We start from the raw sequence: 15,317 nt of genomic DNA, 5'->3' as shown, positions 1-15,317 counted from the left end.
AGGCTTACAGCTGGTGATCAGGCCTCGTGGCAGACATGCCCATCGACCAAGGTATAACGCACCGCGCCCGGCAGGCAGTGGCCGATGAACGGGCAGTTCTCGCCGCGCGAGAACCATTGCTCGCCGGCAACGGTGGAGGCTTGCGGGTCGAACAGCACCAGGTCGGCCGCGCCACCCACCTTCAGCTCGCCAGCCGGCAGGCGCAGGGCGGCAGCCGGGCCGCTGCTCAGGCGGGCCAGCAGGGTCGGCAGGTCGAGCAGGCCGTCCTGCACCAGCGTCATGGCCAGTGGCAGCAGCAATTCAACGCTGCTGATGCCCGGCTCGGTGGCGCCGAACGGGGCCAGCTTGGCGTCGCGTTCGTGCGGCTGGTGGTGGCTGGAAATCGCCTGGATCACGCCCGACTTCACCGCCTCTCGCAGGCCGTCGCGGTCCGCAGCGGTGCGCAGTGGCGGCTGCACGTGGTACAGGCTGGAGAACTCGCGCAGCGACTCATCGGTGAGGATCAGCTGGTACAGCGCCACATCAGCGGTTACCGGCAGTCCGAGGGCCTGGGCCTGGGCGATCAACCGTGCGCCACGGGCGCTGGTGATCTGGGTGAAGTGCGCACGCACGCCGGTCTGTTCCACCAGCAGCAGGTTGCGCGCCAGGGCAACGGTTTCGGCGGTTTCCGGGATGCCCGGCAGGCCGAGGAAGCTGGCCATGGCCCCTTCATGGGCCAGGCCGCCCTGGGACAGGTCACGGTCCTGGGAGTGGAACACCACGGTCAGGTCGAAGGTGGCGGCGTATTCCAGGGCGCGGGCCAGGGTACGGTTGTTGGGGATTTCCTTCAGGCCGTTGCCGAAGGCCACGCAACCGGTGTCGCGCAGGGCTACCAGCTCGGCCAGTTGCTCGCCTTCCAGGCCCTTGGTCAGGGCGCCGATCGGGTAGACCTTGCTGTTGGCGGCTTCGCGGGCGCGGTCCAGGATCAGCTCGGCCACGGCCGAGGTGTCCAGTACCGGCTTGGTTTGCGGCGGGCAGCACAGGCTGGTGACACCACCCGCCACGGCCGCGCGGGTTTCACTGGCGATGTTGCCTTTGCGGCTGTAGCCCGGCTCGCGCAGGGACACGCCAAGGTCGACCAGGCCAGGCGCGGCAACCAGACCATCGGCCTGGATCGTGCGGCTGGCGCTGAAGCCGGCCGGGGCGGTGCCGATGGCGGCAATGCGGCCACCGTCCAGGTGCAGGTCGGTCACCTGGTCCAGGCCTGTCTTGGGGTCGATGACCCGGGCGCCGAGAATACTGAGGGTCACTGGGCGTTCTCCTGGTCGAATTGACGTTGCGCGTTCTGCCCGCTCATGGCCATGGACAGCACGGCCATGCGCACGGCGATGCCGTAGGTGACCTGGTTGAGGATCACCGAGTGCTTGCCGTCGGCCACCGCCGACTCGATTTCCACGCCCCGGTTGATCGGGCCCGGGTGCATGACGATGGCGTCGGGCTTGGCCCCGGCCAGGCGTGGGGTGGTCAGGCCGAACAGGCGGTAGAACTCGCCTTCGCTGGGCAGCAAACCACCCGCCATGCGCTCGCGCTGCAGGCGCAGCATGATCACCACGTCGACGTCTTTCAGGCCTTCGGCGAGGTCGGTGTACACCTTCACGCCGTACTGCTCGATGCCGATCGGGATCAGGGTTTTCGGGCCGATCACGCGGATGTCCGGGCAACCCAGCGCCTTGAGCGCCAGCATGTCGGAGCGGGCCACGCGCGAGTGCAGGATGTCGCCGACGATGGCCACCGACAGGTTCTCGAAGCTGCCCTTGTGGCGGCGGATGGTGAGCATGTCGAGCATGCCCTGGGTCGGGTGCGCATGGCGGCCGTCACCGCCGTTGATCACGGCAACATCCGGGCACACGTGCTCGGCGATGAAGTGTGCGGCGCCGGAGTCGGAGTGGCGCACGACGAACATGTCGGCGGCCATGGCTTCGAGGTTGCGCAGGGTGTCGAACAGGGTCTCGCCCTTGCTGGTCGAGGAGGTCGACACGTTCAGGCTGATCACGTCGGCCGACAGGCGCTGGGCCGCCAGCTCGAAAGTGGTACGGGTACGGGTGGAGTTCTCGAAGAACACGTTGCACACGGTCTTGCCGCGCAGCAACGGGACTTTTTTCACGGCCCGGGCACCGACTTCCAGGAAGGAGTCGGCGGTGTCGAGGATTTCGGTGAGCAGTTCGCGGGGCAAACCGTCCAGCGAGAGGAAGTGGCGCAGCTGGCCCTGATCATTGAGCTGCAGCGGGCGCTTGGCGTCGAATGGCGTCATCGCGGGGGACTCTTAAAGGGCGGAAGCGGAGGCGAGGTCCTGGCGCTCGAGGGCGAGCGGTGCGGGTCCGGTCAATTTTACCCGTTCATGGGTGGCCAGCGACAGGGTGGCACCCAGCACATTCGGGCGGATCGGCAGTTCGCCGGCATCCAGGTCCAGCAGGCAGACCAGGGTGACGCTGGCCGGGCGGCCATAATCGAACAGTTCGTTGAGTGCAGCGCGTACGGTGCGACCGCTCATCAGCACGTCATCTACCAGCACCAGGTGCTGGCCTTCCACTTCGAATGGCAGCTCGGACGGGCGCACTTGCGGGTGCAGGCCGTTCTGGCTGAAGTCGTCGCGGTAGAACGAAACGTCCAGGGTGCCCATGGGGCTGGTATCACCCATGGCTTCCTGCAGGGCCTGGGCAACCCAGACACCGCCGGTGCGGATGCCGATGTAACGTGGCTCGCTGATGTTGCGGCGGGCCAGGTGGGCGCGAAGGTCGACAGCCATCTGCCGGATCAGCTCGGCGGGATTGGGTAGGCTCATTGCGGGCTCCTCGGAAGGGTGCGCCGGGCGGGCCCGGCGGCAAAGATGATCAGGTATTGGCCTCCAGCCAGCCTTGTAGCAACAGGGCGGCGGCGATGGCATCGACCGGGTTGTCGCGGTAGCTGCCGCGCTGGCCACCACGGGCCATGCGCTCGCCTTTGGCCTCGAAGGTGGTCAGGCGCTCGTCGTGGGTATGCACGGGCAGGTTGAAGCGGCCGTTCAGGCGGCGGGCGAACTTTTCGGCGCGGGCGCTCATTTCGCTGGGCGTGCCGTCCATGTTCAGCGGCAGGCCGACGACGATGGCGTCGGGTTTCCACTCATTGATGAGCTTTTCCACCTGAGCCCAGTCCGGTACGCCGTTTTGTGCCTTGAGGGTGCACAGTTCGCGGGCCTGGCCGGTGATCACCTGGCCAACGGCCACGCCGATCTGTTTGCTGCCGTAGTCGAAGCCCAGCAGCAGGCGTAGTTCGGCCATCAGGCGTGGCCCGCCTGGCTGGTCAGCAGGTTCAGGTTGATCCCCAGGCTGGCGGCGGCCGCGTCCAGGCGCAGGTCGCTGGCCAGGCCAAAGATGATTTCCGGGTCGAACGGGCAGTTGAGCCAGGCGTTGTCGGCCAGCTCGGCTTCCAGCTGGCCGGCTTCCCAGCCGGCATAACCGAGGGTGATCAGGCTTTGTTTCGGGCCTACCCCGGCAGCGATGGCCAGCAAGATGTCCTGCGACGTGGTCAGCGCCAGCCCGTCCAGCGCCACGGTGGCCTGGAAGCTGCACTCGCTGCTGTGCAACACGAAGCCGCGGTCGGTCTGCACCGGGCCACCCTGGTAGATCGGCACCTGCAAGGTGCTGGCCGGTGGTGTTTCATCCGGGCGCAGCTGCTCGAGGATGTCGGCCAGGCTCAGCTCCTGCGGCCGGTTGACCACCAGCCCCATGGCGCCATGCTCGTTGTGCTCGACGATGTACGTGAGGGTCTGGGCGAAGTTCGGATCGGCCATGTGCGGCATGGCGATCAGGAACTGGTGCTTGAGGTAGCTCGGGGCGAGGGTTTTCATGGGGGATAGTGTGGCGCCAGGTGGCGAGGCTGACAAGGTGCGGATTGTGTCGTTTGGTTGGCGCCTGTCTTGAGGGTTTTGGCGCCTGTGAGATCGAGCGCCGCCCGCGCGGCGCATCGCGAGCAAGCTCGCTCCTACATTTGTTTCGGGCCAATTTTTCCTGAGGCGCAGGCGCGCGGCCACTTGGCGTCCACCTCGGTATCGCGTGGAACAAACAAGGCGGTCGCGCGCGTTGGCGCAGACGTTACTGGCCCGAAACAAATGTAGGAGCGAGCTTGCTCGCGATGCGCCGCATGGGCGGCGCTCGATATCCGCGCCACTGCACATCTCAAGCCTAACGCCCAGGCCATCACTCAGTTACTGGACAAACGGTCCCCACGGGCAAAGCGCCAGGTCCGAATGATCTCCAGCCGGTCAAACTCGGCCAGATCCCCGGTAAACGGCGCAAAAGGCGCCGCCAGTCGCACAATACGTTGCGCCGCCTGGTCCAGCACCGCCTGCCCGGACGATTCCAGCACCAGCACCTCATACAACGAACCATCGCGGTTGATCGACACCATCATCCGCAAATTGCCGTAGATCTGTTGCCGGCGCGCTTCGTCGGGGTAGTTCAGGTTGCCCACCCGCTCGACCTTCTTGCGCCACTCTTCTTTGTACCAGGCGCCCTTGTCGCGCATGGTCGATGCAGCATTGAGGCGGTGAATCTTCGGCCGCTTGGCGTACATCTGCTGTTCGTTGGACAGCTCCGCCTCCAGGCTGGCGATCTGGCTGGACAGCTGCGAGCTGTCGAAGTCTGGCGCTGGCGCCGCCGGCTTGGGCTGTGGCTTGCTTTCCTTGGGTTTGGGCTCGACCTTCTGCGGCTTGGGCGCTGTGGTCACTACCGCCGACTTTTGTGGGGTAGGGGGCGGCACCACCTCGGGCTTGGCGGCAGGCGGTGGGGTGATCTTGTTGATCTTGCTGTCCTGGAACGGCGCCAATTCAGTGGTTGTAGGCACCGCTTTCTTGTCCAGCGTGCCGCTGCCCTGCTGGTTGTCCTGGGCCTGGAAATCGGCCTTCTCGGGCGGTTTCTCGCTCTTGAAGGTGGCCAGGGTGATGTCCATGGTGTGGCGGATTTCGGCAGGCTTGACCACGCTGAAGCCGACGCCAAGGATCAGCGCCAGGTGCACCAGGGCAGCCAGGAACAGGGTAAAGCCAAGCCGGTCCACCGGGCGAACACGGGGAGGCAGCAGGGTGGCGGGGATGTCAGCGGGCAGCGTCATCAGGTATCCAGCAACCGCAGGGCGGGGCAGCAGCTCAGTCGAATAGGACCGGCATCATACCCCACTCTACGCGTTTGCTTCGCGTTGGCTGTCAGCGCGCCTTCAGCTTGCGATCAATGGCATCCATCAGCTTGCCACCGATGTCGGTGTTGTAGGCGGCATCGATTTCGCGGATGCAGGTAGGGCTGGTGACGTTGATTTCGGTGAGGTGCTCGCCAATCACGTCCAGGCCCACGAACAGCAGGCCCTTTTCGCGCAGGGTCGGGCCGACCTGGGCGGCAATCCAGCGGTCGCGGTCGGTCAACGGGCGGGCTTCGCCACGGCCGCCGGCGGCCAGGTTGCCACGGGTTTCGCCACTGGCCGGGATGCGCGCCAGGCAGTAGTCCACCGGCTCGCCGTCGATCATCAGGATGCGCTTGTCGCCGTCCTTGATGGCCGGCAGGTAGGCCTGGGCCATGATCTGCTGGGTGCCCAGCGCGGTCAGGGTTTCCAGGATCACCGACAGGTTGGGGTCGCCAGCCCGGTGGCGGAAGATCGATGTACCGCCCATGCCGTCCAGCGGCTTGAGAATCACATCGGCATGCTTGGCCGCAAATTCACGAATGATGTCCGGGCGGCGGCTGACCAGGGTAGGGGTGGTGCACTGCGGGAACAGCGTGGCGAACATCTTCTCGTTGCAGTCGCGCAGGCTTTGCGGGCGGTTGACCACCAGCACGCCATCATTTTCGGCCTGTTCCAGCAGGTAGGTGCTGTAGACGAATTCCATGTCGAACGGCGGATCCTTGCGCATCAGGATCACGTCCAGCTCGGCCAGGGGGCTGTCCTGCTCTTCGCCCAGTTCGAACCAGTGCGCCGGGTCGGCAAACACCTTCAGCGGGCGCATGCGGGCGCGGGCCTTGCTTTCGCCCTGGTACAGGTCTTGCTGTTCCATGTAGAACAGGCTCCAGCCGCGTGCCTGGGCGGCCAGCAGCATGGCCAGCGAGCTGTCCTTCTTGTAGGAGATGGACGCGATGGGGTCCATGACAATGCCGAGGCGTACGCTCATGGGGTGGTTCCTCTTGGCGGCAGGTGCCGCGATGGCTCGAAAGAAAAGTGGCTCAGGGTGGCGCCGCAAACGCCGCCGGTCAAGGGGCGGCGCAGATGGAATGGCCACCCGGAGTGTGCTAAAAATGCAGCTGCAAGCCTTAAGCTACAAGCCTCAAGAAAAGAGCATCCATGCGCCAATCTGCTGCTCTTGTAGCTTGCCGCTTGCAACTTGCAGCTTCATTCCTATTGGTAGGCGTCTATGGAACAACCCCTGAAGGTGATGGTGATCGACGATTCCCGCACGATCCGCCGCACCGCACAGATGTTGCTCGGTGAAGCGGGCTGCGAGGTGATCACCGCCAGCGATGGCTTCGATGCCTTGGCCAAGATCGTCGACCACCAGCCCGGCATCATCTTCGTCGATGTGCTGATGCCGCGCCTGGACGGCTACCAGACCTGCGCCGTGATAAAGCACAACAGTGCTTTCAAGGACACGCCGGTCATCCTGCTGTCGTCGCGCGACGGCCTGTTCGACAAAGCCCGCGGCCGGGTGGTCGGTTCTGATCAGTTTCTGACCAAGCCGTTCAGCAAAGAAGAACTGCTCGATGCGATCCGCGCCCACGTGCCCGGTTTTGCCGCAACCCAACAACCCGCACCCTGACCGTGCCCCGCCATGGCACGGTCTTACTTTCCTGATGGGGAAACAGCATGGCCCGAGTTCTGATTGTCGACGACTCGCCGACAGAGATGTACCGCTTGACCGAGTGGCTGGAAAAACACGGCTACCAGGTGCTCAAGGCCAGCAACGGTGCCGATGGCGTGGCCCTGGCCCGGCAGGACAAGCCCGACGCGGTGCTGATGGACATCGTCATGCCCGGCATGAACGGCTTTCAGGCCACCCGCCAGCTCAGCAAGGACCCGGAAACCGCCGCCATCCCCGTGATCGTGGTCACCACCAAGGACCAGGAAACCGACCGCATCTGGGCCACGCGCCAGGGCGCCCGTGACTTCCTGACCAAACCGGTGGAAGAAGACGCGCTGATCGCCAAGCTCAAAGAAGTGCTGGGGGCTTGACCACCCGCCCGCAAGGCGCGTCGCTGACCGCCTTCGAGTTGTTGCTGGACATCGACCGGCGCTGCCGCCTGCTGGTCGCCGACCAGCCCCCGCAGGACAACCGCCTGCAACAGTGGAGCGGTATCGGCTTTCGCATTGCCGGGCAGTGGTTCGTCGCGCCCATGGGTGAGGTGGCCGAGGTACTGCGCGAACCGCGCAGCAGCCGCGTCCCGGGTGTGCAACCGTGGGTATGCGGGGTTGCCAATCTGCGTGGCCGGCTGTTGCCGGTGATGGACCTGAGCAGTTTCTTCGGCCTGGGCCACGCCGCTCCGGGGAAGCAGCGGCGGGTGCTGGTGCTGGACCACGACGACCTGTTCGTCGGTTTGCTGGTGGACGAGGTACTTGGCCTGCAGCACTTCGCCCTCGACAGCCTGCAGCTGTCGCCGCCGCAGCCATTGATCCGCGCCGCTGCACGCTTCGTGCAGGGGCACTTCCCGCGTGAACGCAACTGGGCAATCTTCAGCCCCTTCGCCCTGGCCCAGGCGCCGGGCTTTCTTGATGTGGCGTTATAGGACCTGCGAACGTGAACAAGCCTGCCGCCCCCGTCACAGCCACCACCGTGACCCCACGTACCCGCAGCATCGCGCAGATCACCGTGCTGTTTCTGATCCTGATCCTGTCGATCATCCTGCTGTTCGCCAACTTTGCCTACCTGAACACCCAGTCCAACTACGACAAGCAGTACATCGGCCATGCCGGCGAGCTGCGCGTGCTGTCTCAGCGCATTGCCAAGAACGCCACCGAAGCCGCCGCCGGCAAGGCCCTGGCCTTCAAGCTGCTGTCGGATGCACGCAACGACTTCGAGCGGCGCTGGGGCTACCTGCGCCAGGGTGACAAGTCCACCGGGTTGCCGGCTGCGCCGCCTACGGTGCGAGACGAGATGGAGGCGGTACGCCGCGACTGGGAAAACCTGCGCAAGAACACCGACACCATCCTGGCCAGTGAGCAGACCGTGCTGTCGCTACACCAAGTGGCGGCGACGCTGGCCGAAACCGTGCCGCAGTTGCAGGTGGAATACGAAAAAGTGGTCGAGATCCTGCTGCAAAGCGGCGCTCCGGCCAACCAGGTGGCGGTGGCGCAGCGCCAGCTGTTGCTGGCCGAGCGCATCCTCGGTTCGGTCAACACCGTGCTGGCGGGTGACGATACCGCCGCTCAGGCGGCGGATGCCTTTGGCCGCGATGCCGGGCGCTTTGGCCAGGTGCTGGAGGGGATGCTCAGTGGTAACGCGGCCATCCAGGTAACCCGTGTCGAGGACGCCGATGCCCGTGCGCGCCTGGCCGAAATCGCCGAGCTGTTCCAGTTCGTCGCGGGCTCGGTCGACGAAATTCTCGAAACCTCGCCCGAACTGTTCCGCGTGCGTGAGGCCGCGGGCAACATTTTCAGCCTGTCGCAAACCCTGCTGGACGAGGCGTCACACCTGGCCAACGGTTTCGAGAACCTGGCCGGTGGACGCACCCTCGATACCGTTGGCGGCTATGCCCTGGGCCTGCTGGCGCTGGCCTCGATCATCCTCATCGGCCTGGTCATGGTGCGCACCACCAACCGCCAGCTGCGCGAAACGGCAGAAAAGAACGAACGCAACCAGCAGGCAATCATGCGTCTGCTGGATGAAATCGAAGAGCTGGCCGACGGCGACCTGACCGTGACCGTATCGGTGACCGAAGACTTCACTGGCGCCATTGCCGACTCGATCAACTATTCCGTGGACCAGCTGCGCGACCTGGTCGCTACCATCAACCACAGCGCCGTGCAGGTTGCCGCTGCCGTGCAGGACACCCAGAACACCGCCCGCCAGCTGGCCAAGGCTTCCGAGCACCAGGCCGAGCAGATCAGCGAGGCCTCCGAGGCGGTCGGCGACATGGTCGAGTCGATCGACCGGGTTTCGGCGCATGCCTACGAGTCGGCCAAGGTGGCCGAGCGCTCGGTGGCCATCGCCAACAAGGGTAACGAGGTGGTGCATAACACCATCAACGGCATGGACAACATTCGTGAGCAGATCCAGGACACCGCCAAACGGATCAAGCGCCTGGGCGAGTCTTCCCAGGAAATCGGCGACATCGTCAGCCTGATCGACGACATTGCCGACCAGACCAACATTCTTGCCCTCAACGCGGCGATCCAGGCCTCGCTGGCCGGCGAGGCTGGCCGTGGTTTTGCCGTGGTTGCCGACGAAGTGCAGCGTCTGGCAGAGCGCTCGTCGTCGGCCACCCGGCAGATCGAGGCGCTGGTGCGTACCATTCAGGCCGACACCAACGAGGCAGTCATCTCCATGGAGCAGACCACCGCCGAAGTGGTGCGTGGCGCTCGCCTGGCGCAGGATGCCGGGGTGGCGCTGGCCGAGATCGAAGGGGTATCGCAGAACCTGGCCGATCTTATCCACAGCATCTCTGACGCTGCCCAGTTGCAGACCTCGTCGGCCGGGCAGATTTCCCACACCATGGCGGTGATCCAGCAGATTACCGCGCAAACCTCCGCCGGCTCCGGTGCCACCGCCGACAGCATCCGCCACTTGGCCCGCATGGCCAGCGAGATGCGCCGTTCGGTGTCCGGTTTCACCCTGCCGCCACCTGCGCAAAGCCCCACCGATGCGCCGCGCTGAGGAGTGCCCATGGCTTCTGCTGTTGTAAGTCCCGAGCGCCACGACACGGTAGCGCTGGCCTGGACCAAGGCTGCCATCCTCGACTGCCTGGGCCAGGCGCGCCAGGCGCTGGAGCGTTTTGCCGGCGAACCGGGCGACCTGTCGATGCTGGCCTTCGTGGTCGACAACCTGCATCAGGTACAGGGTTGCCTGCGCATGCTTGAACTGCGCGGTGCGACGCGCCTGGCCGAAGAGTTGGAACTGTTCGCCAAGGCGCTGGCCGACGGCCAGGTCAGCCCACGGGGCGATTGCCTGGGGGCGTTGTTTCGTGGCCTGGAGCAATTGCCCTCGTACCTTGAGCGCTTGCGCGGTGCCCGCCACGACCTGCCCTTGGTGATGCTGCCGCTGCTCAATCAGCTACGTGCCTGCCGAGGTATCGAGCCCTTGGCCCAAGCCAGCCTGATCAGCGGTGCAGCACAGCGTTTTGCCGGGTCTGACGACCTGGCCAACCTTGACCTGTCGCTGGGCAATTGGCGTGAACAATTGCAGGCCGGGCCGGGCCGCGATGCCCTGCGCTCGGTGGTGACCGCGTTGTGCGACGACCTGATGCGCATCAAGGAGCGCCTGGACCAGTTCGTGCGCAGCGACCGCCAGCACAGCGAGCAGCTCGATGCCCTGCTGGCGCCGCTGCGCCATGTGGCCGATACCCTGGCTGTGCTGGGCTTCCAGCAACCACGGCGGGTCATCATCGACCAGGTGCTGGCGCTGCAGGCCCTGGCCCAGGGCGAGCGCGTGGTGGACGACGCGGTACTGATGGATGTGGCGGGCGCCTTGCTGTACGTGGAGGCTTCGCTGAACGGCATGGTCGGCCCGCTGGAAGAAAACGGGCAGGGCGGGCTGCCAGGCTCGGACCTGGCCGAGATACGCCAGCTGGTGCTGAACGAATCGCTGAACGTACTGCAGCAGGCCAAGGACCTGATCGGCGACTACCTGGAGTCCGACTGGCCGCGCCAACGCCTGCAACCATTGCCGGGGCTGTTGCAGCAGATTCGCGGCGCGCTGGCCATGTTGATGCTGCCCGCCGTAGCCGAGCTGTTCGCCGGCTGCGCCAGCTATGTGCAGCGCTGGTTGCAGCACCTGGATGTAGAGCCGCCCGCCGATGAGCTGGCCCACCTGGGTGAGGCCATGAGTGCCGCCGAATGCTACCTGCAATGGCGGGTGGCCGACCCGCTGGCGGATGCCCAGCCGTTCATCGACATGGCCCGTGCAAGCCTGGCAGCGCTGGGCGTGTATTGTGCGCAGGCCGACACCCGTGCAGGCCTGGATGCCAATGGCGACGGCATCGATGACGAGCTGCGCGAGGTGTTTCTCGATGAAGCCGGCGAGTTGCTGCCGGAGATCGAGCGGCACTGGCTGCGCTGGCGTGCCGACAACCAGCAGCGCGAGGCGCTGGGGGAAGTGCGCCGTGCGCTGCATACGCTCAAGGGCAGCGGCCGCATGGTGCATGCCGAAGCGGTGGCCGAGCTGGCCTGGGGCGCCGAGCACCTGCTGAACCGGGTGCTGGAGGGCCGTAGGGTGCTGAGCCCGGAAGGCGTGGTGGCCCTGCAGCAAGTGTTCGTCCACTTACCCGATTTGCTGGCCGATTTTGCGGCTGGCCAGTTGCCGCAACTGACCGAAATCGAACAGTTGGCTGGGCACCTGCATGCCCTGGCAGAAAACGACGCACCGGGTGCTGCCGATATCGATGGCCTCGACCCGCAGCTGCTGGATATTTTCCGCACAGAGGCGCAAGGCCACCTGGCCAGCCTCGATGCATTTCTGCAGGGCGCAGACGGCCACGATACGCCGGTCAGCGATGGCCTGCAGCGCGCCCTGCATACGCTCAAGGGCAGTGCTGCCATGGCCGGGGTGATGCCGGTCGCCGAGCTGGCCACCGCCTTCGACCGCCTGGCCCGGGAATACAAGGGCCACCAACTGCCCCTGCAAATGGCCGAGATCGAATGGCTGGAAGCCGCACGTTCGCTGTTTCACCTGGGCCTGGCGCAACTCGACAGCACGCCGTTGGCCGCCATCCCTGGTGCTGCGGAGCTGATCGAACAGGTTGGCCAGGCCGTAGATGCACGCCTGGCCAGCTTGCATGACGACCCGCAGCATGTCCGGCGCGGCAAGCGCGACCCGCAGTTGGTCGCCAGCTTCCTGGCCCAGGCCATGGATATCCTGCTCGATGCCGAGTCGTTGCTGTCGCGCTGGCAGCAACAGCCTGGGCAGCGTGATGCGCTGGACACCCTGCTCGACCAGCTGACCACCCTCGGCCACGCCGCGCACCTGGCCGACTTGTGGCAGATGGATGATGTGTGCGAGGCCTTGCTGGACCTGTATGGCGCTGTGGAAGAGGGCAGCTTGCCTGCCAATGCGCGCTTCTTCGCCCACGCCCGGCGCGCCCATGAAGCCCTGCTGGACATGCTCGATGAAGTGGCGGCCGGGCAGGACATCGCGCCACGGTCAGAAACGGTCGACGGCCTGCGCAACCTGCTGGACCAAGCCTTGGCGCCAGAGGCCACTGGCCTGGTGGGCATCGACACGGTCACGCCGTTGCACCCGGACATGGACGTGGCCGATACCCTGGGCCTGGGGCTGCCCCATCAGCCGCAGCTGCCTGACGTGACCGAGCCTCTGGTTGAGGAACCGGAAAGCCCAGGCGAAGAGCTGCTGGAAGTGTTCCTTGAAGAAAGCTCGGACATCGTCGAAAGCGCCGCCGCAGCCTTGGCGCGCTGGCAGGCCGACCCGCGCAGCAGCGTCGAGGTAGACAACCTGATGCGCGACCTGCACACCCTTAAGGGTGTGGCGCGCATGGTCGAAATTGCCCCCATCGGTGACCTGGCTCACGAACTGGAGTTTCTGTACGAACTGCTGGCTGCCGGCCGCTTGCCGCCGAGCGCGCCTTTGTTCGCACTGTTGCAGAACTGCCACGACCGCCTGGCGCACATGCTCGATGCCGTGCGCCTGGGGCAGCCACTGCATGCCGCCACGGCGCTGATCGACTATATCCGTAACTTCAGCAGCGCGGCCCTGACCGACAGTGCTGCCGGCCAAGGGCCGGTCGAAGCCGCCGCCAGCGAGGTACCGACAGCAGCGCCAGAGCGGGCGCCAGGCGATATGGTCAAGGTCGATGCCGAGTTGCTCGACGACCTGGGTAACCTGGCGGGTGAGCATTCGATCATTCGTGGGCGCATCGAGCAGCAAGTCAACGATGCACAGTTCACCCTCAACGAGATGGAAACCACCCTTGAGCGCATGCGCGACCAGCTGTTGCGCCTGGACATCGAGACCCAAGGGCGAATCTCCAGTCGCCAGCAGTTCGAAGGCGATGCCTATGACGATTTCGACCCGCTGGAAATGGACCGCCATTCACAGTTGCAGCAGTTGTCGCGGGCCTTGTTCGAGTCCGCCTCGGACTTGCTCGACCTGAAGGAAACCCTGGCTCAGCGTGCCCAGGAGGCCTACAGCCTGCTGCAGCAGCAGGCGCGGGTGAACAGCCAGTTGCAGGAAGGCTTGACCGCGACCTTGATGGTGCCGTTCGAGCGCCTTGTGCCGCGCTTGCAGCGCGTGGTGCGGCAGGTGGCCAGCGAGTTGGGCAAGCAGGTAGAACTGGTGGTCGGCAACGCCGAAGGTGAACTGGACCGCAGTGTGCTTGAGCGCATGGTGGCACCGCTTGAGCACATGCTGCGCAACGCCGTCGACCATGGCCTGGAAAGCCGCGAAGCACGCCTGGCCGCCGGCAAACCGGAGCAGGGCACCATCCACCTGAACTTGCTGCACGAAGGCGCCGATATCGTGATCGAAATGACCGACGACGGCGCTGGCGTTCCGCTTGAAGCGGTGCGGCGCAAGGCCATCAAGCGCGGCTTGCTGGACCCGCAGGCGCAGTTGAGCGATCACGAGATCCTGCAGTTCATCCTGCGCCCGGGTTTTTCCACCGCCGAGAAGATCACCCAGATCTCCGGGCGCGGCCTGGGCATGGACGTGGTGCACGAGGAGGTCAAGCAACTGGGGGGCTCGATGAGCATCGAGTCGGCTCAGGGCAAGGGCGCGCGTTTTTTGATCCGCCTGCCGTTCACCGTATCGATCAACCGTGCGCTGATGGTGCATCTGGGCGAAGAGCAGTACGCCATCCCGCTGAACACCATCGAAGGCATTGTCCGCGTGCCGCCGGCAGAGCTGGCGGCGTGCTATCAGCTGGACTCGCCGCGCTACGTGTACGCTGGCCACGAATACGAGCTGCGCTACCTGGGCGAGTTGCTGCAAGGCCTGCCGCGCCCCGCGCTGTTGGGACAAAGCGTGCCGTTGCCGGTGCTGCTGGTGCATTCGAAGGAGCAGTCGTTCGCAATCCAGGCCGACAACTTGTCGCCTAGCCGCGAAATCGTGGTGAAGAGCCTGGGGCCGCAGTTTGCTGCCGTTGCCGGGCTGTCGGGGGCGACGCTGCTGGGCGATGGCCGGGTCGTGCTGATTCTCGACCTGCTTGGCCAACTGCGCGGCCAGCAGCGGCGCCTGGCCCGTTTGCCCGGTGGCGGCAGCCCGCGCCAGTTGCTCGGCCCGGTGCCGCGCCGCGCATTGTTGGTGATGGTGGTGGACGACTCGGTGACTGTGCGCAAGGTCACCAGCCGCTTGCTGGAACGCCACGGCATGAGCGTGCTGACGGCCAAGGACGGGGTCGATGCCATGGCCTTGCTGGAAGAGCACCGCCCGGACGTGTTGCTGCTGGATATCGAGATGCCGCGCATGGACGGCTTCGAGGTGGCCACCCGCATTCGCCGTGACGCGCGGCTGAAAGACCTGCCGATCATCATGATTACCTCGCGTACCGGGCAGAAGCACCGCGACCGCGCCATGGCCATCGGCGTCAACGAATACCTGGGCAAGCCGTATCAGGAGTCGTTGTTGCTGCAGAGCATTGCACACTGGAGCCAGCCCCATGCTTGAACTGATTGCCGGCCAGCGCAGCAGCCTGACCGGGCTGTTGCTGCCCTTGGGCGACCGCACCCTGGTGTTGCCCAACGTGGCAGTGGCCGAGTTGAGCGGCCAGCGCAATTTGGTGTGCCAACGCGGTGAGCCGGCCTGGCACCTGGGCTGGATCGACTGGCGACAGCAGCGCCTGCCGCTGATCGGGTTCGAAGCGGCGTGTGGGGGCGAGACGCCGTGCGGCGAGCGGGCGCGGGTTGTGGTGCTCAATGCCCTGGGCGACACCGGGCTGCGTTATTTGGCGCTGTTGCTGCAGGACATTCCGCGCTCGTGCAAGCTCGACAGCCAGCTGAATTATGTGGATGTGGCGCTGGGGCGCCTGGAGCTGGCGGCGGTGCAGGTGGGTGAGCAAGTGGCGCGGGTGCCGGACCTGGCCGGGCTGGAAAGGCTGGTGCGTGACGCGGAACTGCAACCAGGAGAGCTGTAAGCTGCAAGCGGAAAGTTGCAAGCCAGAGCG

Annotated in this window: 13 protein-coding genes; 6 read left to right on the top strand and 7 right to left on the bottom strand. The window is 65.5% G+C overall.

Features of this window, described 5'->3' with window-relative positions; genetic code table 11:
* Positions 1 to 17: 17 nt before the first annotated feature.
* The 7 genes from QQ992_RS25940 to gshB form a co-directional block, all read right to left on the bottom strand.
* Entirely contained in the window at positions 18 to 1,289 is a 1,272-nt protein-coding gene (locus QQ992_RS25940) for a dihydroorotase (protein ID WP_286111573.1), read from the bottom strand.
* A complete protein-coding gene (locus tag QQ992_RS25935; RefSeq protein WP_286111572.1) occupies positions 1,286 to 2,290 on the bottom strand; it encodes an aspartate carbamoyltransferase catalytic subunit in 1,005 nt (334 codons plus the stop codon). The genes QQ992_RS25940 and QQ992_RS25935 overlap by 4 nt, the downstream gene beginning before the upstream one ends.
* A 12-nt stretch (positions 2,291 to 2,302) precedes the next feature.
* Entirely contained in the window at positions 2,303 to 2,821 is a 519-nt protein-coding gene (gene pyrR, locus QQ992_RS25930) for a bifunctional pyr operon transcriptional regulator/uracil phosphoribosyltransferase PyrR (RefSeq protein ID WP_286111571.1), read from the bottom strand.
* Positions 2,822 to 2,870: 49 nt separating this feature from the next.
* A complete protein-coding gene (gene ruvX / locus QQ992_RS25925; protein WP_016489546.1) occupies positions 2,871 to 3,296 on the bottom strand; it encodes a Holliday junction resolvase RuvX in 426 nt (141 codons plus the stop codon).
* Positions 3,296 to 3,865 carry a YqgE/AlgH family protein gene (locus QQ992_RS25920; protein WP_286111570.1) on the bottom strand — a complete coding sequence of 190 codons (570 nt, stop codon included), beginning with the start codon at positions 3,863 to 3,865 and terminating at the stop codon, positions 3,296 to 3,298. The genes ruvX and QQ992_RS25920 overlap by 1 nt, the downstream gene beginning before the upstream one ends.
* A 353-nt stretch (positions 3,866 to 4,218) precedes the next feature.
* On the bottom strand, positions 4,219 to 5,124 hold the full coding sequence (locus QQ992_RS25915; RefSeq protein WP_286111569.1) for an energy transducer TonB: 906 nt from the start codon (positions 5,122 to 5,124) through the stop codon (positions 4,219 to 4,221).
* Positions 5,125 to 5,215: 91 nt separating this feature from the next.
* A complete protein-coding gene (gshB, locus tag QQ992_RS25910; protein WP_286111568.1) occupies positions 5,216 to 6,169 on the bottom strand; it encodes a glutathione synthase in 954 nt (317 codons plus the stop codon).
* A gap of 240 nt (positions 6,170 to 6,409) precedes the next feature.
* Between gshB and QQ992_RS25905 the strand changes: the two genes are divergently transcribed.
* From QQ992_RS25905 to QQ992_RS25880, 6 genes are read left to right on the top strand one after another with little or no spacing between them, the layout of a single operon-like run.
* Positions 6,410 to 6,811 (top strand): response regulator, encoded by a 402-nt coding sequence (locus QQ992_RS25905; protein ID WP_060501047.1) that lies wholly within the window; start codon positions 6,410 to 6,412, stop codon positions 6,809 to 6,811.
* Between the two features lie 47 nt (positions 6,812 to 6,858).
* Positions 6,859 to 7,224, top strand: coding sequence for a twitching motility response regulator PilH (gene pilH, locus QQ992_RS25900; protein ID WP_016712413.1), 366 nt, complete (start codon positions 6,859 to 6,861; stop codon positions 7,222 to 7,224).
* Complete coding sequence (locus tag QQ992_RS25895) at positions 7,221 to 7,775, top strand: chemotaxis protein CheW (protein WP_012274550.1); 555 nt, start codon at positions 7,221 to 7,223, stop codon at positions 7,773 to 7,775. Before pilH ends, QQ992_RS25895 begins: the two co-directional genes overlap by 4 nt.
* 47 nt (positions 7,776 to 7,822) lie before the next feature.
* Positions 7,823 to 9,862 carry a methyl-accepting chemotaxis protein gene (locus QQ992_RS25890; protein WP_223623663.1) on the top strand — a complete coding sequence of 680 codons (2,040 nt, stop codon included), beginning with the start codon at positions 7,823 to 7,825 and terminating at the stop codon, positions 9,860 to 9,862.
* A gap of 9 nt (positions 9,863 to 9,871) precedes the next feature.
* Positions 9,872 to 14,821: a hybrid sensor histidine kinase/response regulator gene (locus tag QQ992_RS25885; protein ID WP_286111567.1), complete on the top strand. Its 4,950-nt coding sequence runs from the start codon at positions 9,872 to 9,874 to the stop codon at positions 14,819 to 14,821.
* Positions 14,814 to 15,287 carry a chemotaxis protein CheW gene (locus QQ992_RS25880; RefSeq protein ID WP_119371659.1) on the top strand — a complete coding sequence of 158 codons (474 nt, stop codon included), beginning with the start codon at positions 14,814 to 14,816 and terminating at the stop codon, positions 15,285 to 15,287. The genes QQ992_RS25885 and QQ992_RS25880 overlap by 8 nt, the downstream gene beginning before the upstream one ends.
* Positions 15,288 to 15,317: the final 30 nt, after the last annotated feature.

The sequence above is a fragment of the Pseudomonas kurunegalensis genome (assembly GCF_030291635.1).
GTDB classification, from domain to species: Bacteria; Pseudomonadota; Gammaproteobacteria; order Pseudomonadales; family Pseudomonadaceae; genus Aquipseudomonas; species Aquipseudomonas monteilii.
The sequence above is the reverse complement of the archived record's forward strand: the minus strand, read 5'-3'. Positions and strand labels throughout refer to the sequence as shown.